The sequence below is a fragment of the Vibrio plantisponsor genome (genome assembly GCF_013041605.1).
In the GTDB taxonomy this organism is placed as follows: Bacteria; Pseudomonadota; Gammaproteobacteria; order Enterobacterales; family Vibrionaceae; genus Vibrio; species Vibrio plantisponsor.
In genome coordinates this window covers 82,809-90,434 of the sequence record NZ_JABEQC010000015.1, presented here as the reverse complement: position 1 = coordinate 90,434, position 7,626 = coordinate 82,809, and the positions used below count along the sequence as shown (strand labels likewise).

Genomic DNA, 7,626 nt, shown 5'->3' with positions numbered 1-7,626 from the left:
GCTTTGTCATGTATCCCTCTGAACAACGTTTATCGCATATGAGTAGAGGGAGTAGGCAAGTGAAGTGCCAAATATAAAGTGGCTAAATTTCAGTGGCTTAATGATTTGTTATCAAGTGGTGGGCAAGTTTTTACTAGTCAGCGAGCAATAAGTGACACACGGTGCAAATTGTTACCCGCCTGTTTGGAGGGGGAGGAGAGAAAACACTCCTCTTCCCAGAAACTTAGAAAGAGGAGCGGGTGTTTAACTAGACTTTGAAATATTCCAGTTCATTCGTTTGAGCTTCAGCTAGCTGAGCAAGTTCTGTTGACGCTTGCAGAGTTTGATGGATAGCGGAAACATTTCGGTTCACCAGATCAAATGTGTTGGTGATGGACTGAGAAATTTCTTCGGTTACCGCAAACTGTTGTTGGGATGCGGTGGCAACCAGAGTGTTGATATCAGAAATCGACTGTGAAGCCGCTGCGATTTCTTCAAATGCTGCTTTGATTTGATCTGCCAGAGCAACGGAGTCCTCGATTAAATCAACGTTTTCCATCATGTTCTTGTTGGCTTTTTCAGACTGCCCACGCAACCTTTCAATTATCTTCTGAATGCTGACCGTTGATTCTTGAGTACGAGTAGCAAGAACCCTGACTTCATCAGCGACAACTGAGAAGCCGCGACCTTGTTCACCAGCACGTGCAGCTTCAATTGCCGCATTTAGGGCGAGCAAGTTAGTTTGTTCAGAGATGTTATTGATAACTTCAGTAACACTGCCGATTTCCAAAACCAACTGGCTGAGCTCACTGACAATGCTTGCTGTGTTGGTCACCGATTCGCTGATCTTATCGGTCAAGACGATGTTTTGTTCGAGCGTTTGTTTACCGCTTATAACGCTGTCTTGAGTTTTTCTCGCTTCGTCTTCTGCCATGACGGCTTTATTGCTCACTTCTTGAGACGTAGAAGACAGCTCGTTGATTGCAGTCGACACCTGCTCCATTTGCTGCAATTCATCTTGAGCGTTGTTTTGTGTTTCATTCATCACAACGTTCAGTTCTTGCGCTGCCGAAGAGACATTTTCTGAAATGCTCAACGAGTTTTTGATCAATGTGGACAACTGAGCCGATAGGTTGATAAGAGAGAGGTAAATACCCGTTTCTTTACCAGTTTTAGTAAAGTTGTGCGAAAGGTTACCCGTGGCCATCTCTTCCATTAGCGCTGCGATTTCATCAGGAGCTCCACCGACAGGTCTCAACACAAGCTTATTGATGATCATCATTAATACTGCGCTAGCTAAAATAATGCAGACAATACCAGTAACAGCTGCATAAATGAGTTGGTCGTTCGCACCTTGTTCTATTTCGCTGTTTGGCGTAAAGGTGACGAAGCTCCAACCGCTGATCTCTAAGTTGGTCCAGAAAGCGGTGAAATCTGTATTTTTACCATTTACAGCTGCGTTATAACTTAGCTCAGGGTTTGAAGCGTTGAACTCTTTATAAAGCGGGCGTTCATTAAAGATATTTTTACCAATCAATTCAGGGTACGGTGAGTGTAAAATGGTGCCGTCGTGAGCATAGAGGAACATGTTTGTTTTACCAGCAAAAGTACCTAATACGGAGGTGGCTTTTACATTGGCTGTAATTGCTGTTTCGTCATTCAATTTGTAGATAACGGCAATGACCAGATTACCACTAGTTGCAGATTTAAATGGCTCAGAGACGTAAAACGCTTTGCCATCGTTAAATACTGCATTGTAGTAGGAGCGGTTCATGTCTTTAGCGTTGACTGGGAGTTTTTCGCCATCTGAATTAAAGAGAGAGCCATCTTTAGTCACAATAGATACGGCTTCACTGACGTCTTGTTGCACTCTTTGCAAGGTTCTTAACTGACGAATAACATGTGTAGCTAAACTGCCACCTTCTGTATCGCCTTCAAAAGTGCTTAGTGCTGCCAGCTCATTGCGATAGCTTTCAAATTTGGAGTGAAGTGTTACCTCCATAGTCGCATTTTGTTCCCTTAACATTTCTTTATGTTGATGAATGCTTTCATTCCTAAAAGCTCGGTAATCTAACGCTGCTATCAGTATTACAATAGCGGCAATGAGCAGACTCAATGTGCCGATAGTTTGTAATTTGAATCTATTCATGATTCCCTCATTTGGCTATTTGCAATCTTTAAATATATACATTACATATGGATAATCTATTTGTGCCGACTATATATTTTTTGTAATTAATTCGGTAGGCAAAATTTATAGAGTTTTCCTAAAACATATTTTGAGTCAATTTCGGAGTTAACCTCATATGAAACAGGGTGATTATGTGGTCTGTATATTGAACTCAAATAGAAATCAGCAAGATTGGAACAAGCCAACGGGTGATAATTATTTCTTAATAATGTGATTCTAGAAGCGCACGATAAACATGCTCATAACCAATACTTGTGGCAACGAAAATCAATAATGCGAACATCAAAACATTGAAGGTTTTGAAATAGATTGGGTTCTCAATGCGTTTCCCCATGGCCATTCCTGCCAAGGAATAACTGCTTGGAGCGCCGAACGCGAGAATCGCTAAGCCTATTGACCAAATAACAATAGAGCTGCCACTGATACCTACGGCTGGAAACTGAATGGTCGAAATAGGCATTGTCGCAACCAGTGCTTTCGGATTAAGCAATTGCATGATCAGGCCATTTGTAAAACTCAATATCGACACACTAGCTGTTTTCTCAGAGACATTGACGTTTGTATGCAACACTTTCCAAGCAATATAAACAATATAACTGCAACCAATCAGGCTGATATAAGGCAGTAGTGAAGGGTTAATAAATTTAAGCCCAAGAAAGCCTAGAAATACGAACAGGATCAGCATCGCACATCCCACTCCGGCGAAAAAGCCCATATGCTCACGAGTTTTACCATTTAATCCACTGTGTAGACCTAATAGGTTAATTGGGCCAGGGGTGTACATTACACCAATGGCATAAGCGAGAATTTCTAACATTGAAAGCTCCAAATGTATGGAATTAAGAACAGAGTTGTAGCTGGTATTGCTTAGGTGTCATGCCAAATGTTCTTTTAAAATGACGATTGAGATGACTGTTATCGGCAAAGCCTGATAGTTGTGCGACATGGCTGGAAGGTAAGCCAGTCTCTAAATATTTACGCGCAGCATTAATTCGGCAGTTCAGCACGTATTGATGAGGGGTAATACCGAACTGACGATGAAATAAGCGAATAAAATGATATTTCGACATAGCTGCGGCTTGAGCCACGTCATCAATGGAAATATCTTGGTCAATATGATCGATGATGAAATCTTTTGCTCTGGTTAGCAGGCTATCTTTTTTTGACAAAGGTGTATGGAAATCATGATTGAGTTTTCCAGCTTTGCGCACTAAAGAATGCGCAATATGAAATAGCCCGCTTTCAAACTCGATAGTCGAGTGGTTTGACTCACTGACGAGTTGGTGCATTGCCAGAATTTGGTGTCTTAGCACGGGGTCATTGAGTAACGGACGATCTACTCTTAATGTCGCCTCTTTTCCGTAACCTAACGCTTGAAAAAGCGGCTTCAATTCATTGGGATGAATATAGAGCATGACATATTCAAGGCTTTCACTAACACCGGAATGACCGTCGTGCACATCTTCAGGATTGAAGAGCAGTACTCCGCCTGCTGGACTTTTATGGAAAGCGTTTTGGCAGAAAAAATCTTGGCGACCTTTGAGAGTAACGCCAAGGGAATACTCCTCATGCGCATGTTTGGTATAAGAAAAATCGCTCATAGTCGCTTCTAGTGCGGTGACTAGTTGCTTTTGACTACTGCTGAACTGAAAGCGATTTTCTTGTTTGGCACTCAAAACGATTCCCTTAACGTGTGATTCCTATAGTTCCCAGTATAGTTACTCGCTGAATCTAAAACTTGAACAAAATTGCTCATTATTGCTCTTGGACATCAAACTTAATAAATATCCATTTGTCTTGTTACCGCTGCCATTGCAATGCCTAAGGCAATGGCGGTTAACGGTCTTTTAGTTGTTAAAGCGAATATTGCTGTCATCGCGAGTGCAAGTTTTGCTCCCATATCACCTTGGATAAACAGAGGCGCAATAATCGCAACCAACACTGAGCCGGACATTGCCGCAATGAATTGTTGTACTTTGTGATTAATTGGCACAAAACTCATGACAAACACACCGCCCCAGCGAGTGACGAGAGTGACCAGTGCCATGATAAGAATGATTAGTAGAGTGCTAGAACCTGCGGTATCAATGCTCATGTGTTTCTTCCTTCAGAATAATACCCAGTAAACCACCGACTAAAGCGCCAGCAAAAACATGACTGTTTTCTGGTAGATATAAATAAGCTAAAACTGACGCCACGGCAGCGCCACCCCAAATGATCATGGTGCGTTGATCTTTCTTACCTTCCAGAACCATGGTGAGCAAAAAGCACGACATCACCATATCGAGACCAAAGGCTTTTGGGTCGCTGATAGAACTACCGAAATAGAGGCCTAGCCAAGTGCCTGCGATCCAGAAAACCCACATGGTTAAACCGCCACCAAGCAATATGCCCAACGCTTTGCCATATTCCCTGCGATTAAAGGCCTGCAAAGACATCGCCCAGTTGGAATCGGATGCCACCATCATTACGCCGTAGCGTTTTAGCGGATTGAGATGTTTTAACCAAGGGTAAAGAGAGGCACCCATCAACAGATGTCTGGCGTTGATAGCAAAAACAGTGACGACCAGCGGGAGAATAGGCACTTCAGTACCCCATAAATCCAAACTACCAAACTGAGACGCTCCAGCGAAAACTGCAGCACTCATCAGTACGGTTGAAACGTTGTCTAAACCCGTTTGTGAAGCAGCCAATCCGAAAGCGGCACCAAAGATAGCAACAAAGAGTGAGATGGGAAGAAACTTGCGGACACCGGAATAAAAGTGATGCGCAGTAAACTTGATATCGTTTAAATCCGTTTCAGACAAAAGAAGTTCCTTAGCTTACAAAGAAGGCAATTATGCTTATGATTTCTTATGTTGAGGTTGTAAGGAACTTTTTCAATCCATTAACAAAATAAAAACAACCGTGTGTGGTGAACTGGATGAAGAGGCGAAGTCAGCGGATACTGGGTTACTCCTTAATATTGTTTGTCAGCTTTCCATAGATATAGGCGAGTTCTGCAACAGTATGAGCCGAGAATTTCTTTAGCAGGCTTGCTCTGTGTACTTCAACGGTGCGCATTGCAATACATAGTTCGTCAGCAATACGGATGTTGCGTTTGCCTGAAATAATCAGTCTGAGTATGTCTTTTTCACGTTTGGTTAGCGAGTCATAGCAAGCCTTGGCGTCAACCCAGTCGAGTTTGGCCGCAGATTGGGTTTGTCCATCCATAATGGCTTGCACCAGTTCGTCACCTTTCACCGGCTTTTGAAAAAAGTGAATTGCACCTTCTTGCAAAGCGTCGACTGCCATTGGTATGTCACCATGGCCAGTGAGGTAAATGGTCGCCAAAGGACTGTTAGCTTGGTTAAGAATTTGATGAACCTGCTGACCTCGAAGTTTTGGCATTCGGCTGTCCAATATCACACAGCCCGGTTTGGTGATGTCGATAGAATCCAGAAACAGCTGGCCGTCTGCAAATGTAGTCACTTTAAAATCGTGTTCTTCAAGCATAAAGGCGAGCGAATCACGGACGGACTCGTCATCGTCGACGACATAAACAGGAAGTTGTGCATTGATGTGGTTCATAAGTGATATTCCTGATGATCCATTAAAAATAGGGCAGCGAAAGAGTGACCATACAGCCGTGAGGTTTTGTAGACTGCAACTGCATCTGACCATGGTGGGTTTCCAAAACCTCTCGGCATATGGCTAACCCTAAGCCAAGTCCGTTCTCTTTGGTTGTAAAGAAGGCGTCGTTTATTTCAATTCCCGCTAACCCCGTGCCATTGTCTGTGATCTTAACCAGCAGGTTTTCCTGATGGTATTCAGTCTCTACAGTAATGGTCGCTTGATAGTCTTCTGTCTTATGGCGTTGTTGGTAGCTGATACAGGCATCAATGGCGTTATTTAACAAGTTGACGAACACTTGCTGCATGCCCACGGAATCAATGTCAGCGGCAATAACGCCACCTTCCGTTTGGCGCACCAGTAAAACCGAGTGTTTCTGTAAGCGGTAATGCATTAACTCTAGGGTGTCGGTTATCAGATCTTCTATATTGTTCGGTTGCTTTTCGATGCTGCGTTTTTTAATGAGATTGCGTAAACGATGAATAATGGCATCTGCTCTATCCACCTCTTTTTGAATTTTATGAAAGACCGGTACGATATCTTCATTCGGTCTTTGCTTAGAAAGTCTCAATAAGCCACCTTCGCTGTAATTTCGTATTGCAGCGAGAGGTTGGTTGATTTCATGTGCAAGGCTACTTCCCAGCTCATCGACAATCGCTACGCGCTGAGAGTGTTCAAGCTGTTCACTTTTTTCTTTAAGTCGAGATTGTGTCTGTTCCAGAGCCTGCTTACTTTTGCTGAAACGGTATTCAAGCCAAAAGTGATAAGCGTTCAAAACGATGACAAATACAAAAACTGCCCATGCCCATTCCTGATGAAATCGTAGCCAACGAAAGGCTTCTTTCCACCAAGGTTCTTGAAATGGGTGGAGGTCTAACGCCTGATAAAGTTTATCAATGGACAAAAGGCTGGCGGGAGATGTCCAGCCAGAGGCTCCGGCAGCGATAGCCGCTTGGCTGTCCGATGGCATTGCCAGTAAGGCGCGAGTGACCTGTTTTGCCAGTTGAGAAGATGCACGCTCAGTTTTTGCAAACGACCAGTTTGGATAAAGGCGAGTCGATACCTGACAAGGGAAATCACTCGGTGTCTGCACATTGATCACTCGATAAGCATTGGCTTCCAATAATCCTTCTTGTTGCATGGTTTCAAGTAGGCACACTGGAACTATTGCTGCGTCAACAATCTTGTCTCGCAGTTGGTAGAGATTGGCGTCGATCGGAAAGCCAAGAAAACGAACATTGGCGAAGAAGTCATTCGGGTTGATTCCCATTTCTAACACTTGATAGCGCAGCGTCAGATAACCCCCAAACGCGCGTTCTGAAACCGCAGCCATCGGTTTTCCTGCTAATTCTTCGATTTTGAAATACGGAGCGTCTTTTTGCACCACTACGGCTGAACCAATGGTGTGATTAAAATGACCGGTTAGGCCGCTGTTGAGGGTGGCTAACCACGACAGTTCAAACTGTCTGCCCAAACGAACCGCTTGACCGGGATTGGTCAGGATGAAATCCATGCTCTGATTCTGAACGGCGGTTGCCATACTCTCAAGATCCAGAGGATGAAGGATAAAGTCGCTATCAGGAATTTGTTGGTTCAGCCAATCCATTGTCGGTTGCCAACGCTGCTGTGCGTACAAGTTGCCTCGTATGGCTAACACACCAATATCAACAGAGTTTTTCTCTGTTGATTGTCCAAAGCTGAACGCAGAAAACAGCAGAGAGATACTTGCCAAAAGCAGAGCTGCAATGTGCTGTGTACCCGTTCTCATCATCGCCTGAATTGTCCGTTTGAAATCCTTATATGGCTTAGGATAACAGCATCTTACTGCTAGCTACATTTGTTTT

Annotated in this window: 7 protein-coding genes; all 7 read right to left on the bottom strand. The window is 43.6% G+C overall.

What is annotated here, in order from left to right:
- Positions 1-247: 247 nt before the first annotated feature.
- The 7 genes from HKI82_RS18015 to HKI82_RS17985 all read right to left on the bottom strand — a co-directional run bounded on the left by HKI82_RS18015 (position 248) and on the right by HKI82_RS17985 (position 7,550).
- Positions 248-2,128 carry a methyl-accepting chemotaxis protein gene (locus HKI82_RS18015; protein WP_171138780.1) on the bottom strand — a complete coding sequence of 627 codons (1,881 nt, stop codon included), beginning with the start codon at positions 2,126-2,128 and terminating at the stop codon, positions 248-250.
- 244 nt (positions 2,129-2,372) lie between these two features.
- A complete protein-coding gene (locus tag HKI82_RS18010) occupies positions 2,373-2,987 on the bottom strand; it encodes a LysE family translocator (protein ID WP_102942636.1) in 615 nt (204 codons plus the stop codon).
- 22 nt (positions 2,988-3,009) lie between these two features.
- Positions 3,010-3,846, bottom strand: a complete 837-nt coding sequence (locus tag HKI82_RS18005; protein ID WP_240956751.1) for an AraC family transcriptional regulator — start codon at positions 3,844-3,846, stop codon at positions 3,010-3,012.
- A 101-nt stretch (positions 3,847-3,947) separates the two neighbouring features.
- The gene (locus HKI82_RS18000; protein ID WP_171138779.1) at positions 3,948-4,265 is read right to left on the bottom strand and encodes an AzlD family protein; all 318 of its coding nucleotides are present in this window, start codon (positions 4,263-4,265) and stop codon (positions 3,948-3,950) included.
- Positions 4,255-4,977 carry an AzlC family ABC transporter permease gene (locus HKI82_RS17995; protein ID WP_102942638.1) on the bottom strand — a complete coding sequence of 241 codons (723 nt, stop codon included), beginning with the start codon at positions 4,975-4,977 and terminating at the stop codon, positions 4,255-4,257. Before HKI82_RS17995 ends, HKI82_RS18000 begins: the two co-directional genes overlap by 11 nt.
- Before the next feature lie 145 nt (positions 4,978-5,122).
- Entirely contained in the window at positions 5,123-5,740 is a 618-nt protein-coding gene (locus HKI82_RS17990; protein ID WP_171138778.1) for a response regulator transcription factor, read from the bottom strand.
- Positions 5,741-5,762: 22 nt separating this feature from the next.
- Positions 5,763-7,550, bottom strand: a complete 1,788-nt coding sequence (locus tag HKI82_RS17985) for a sensor histidine kinase (protein ID WP_390632431.1) — start codon at positions 7,548-7,550, stop codon at positions 5,763-5,765.
- Positions 7,551-7,626: the final 76 nt, after the last annotated feature.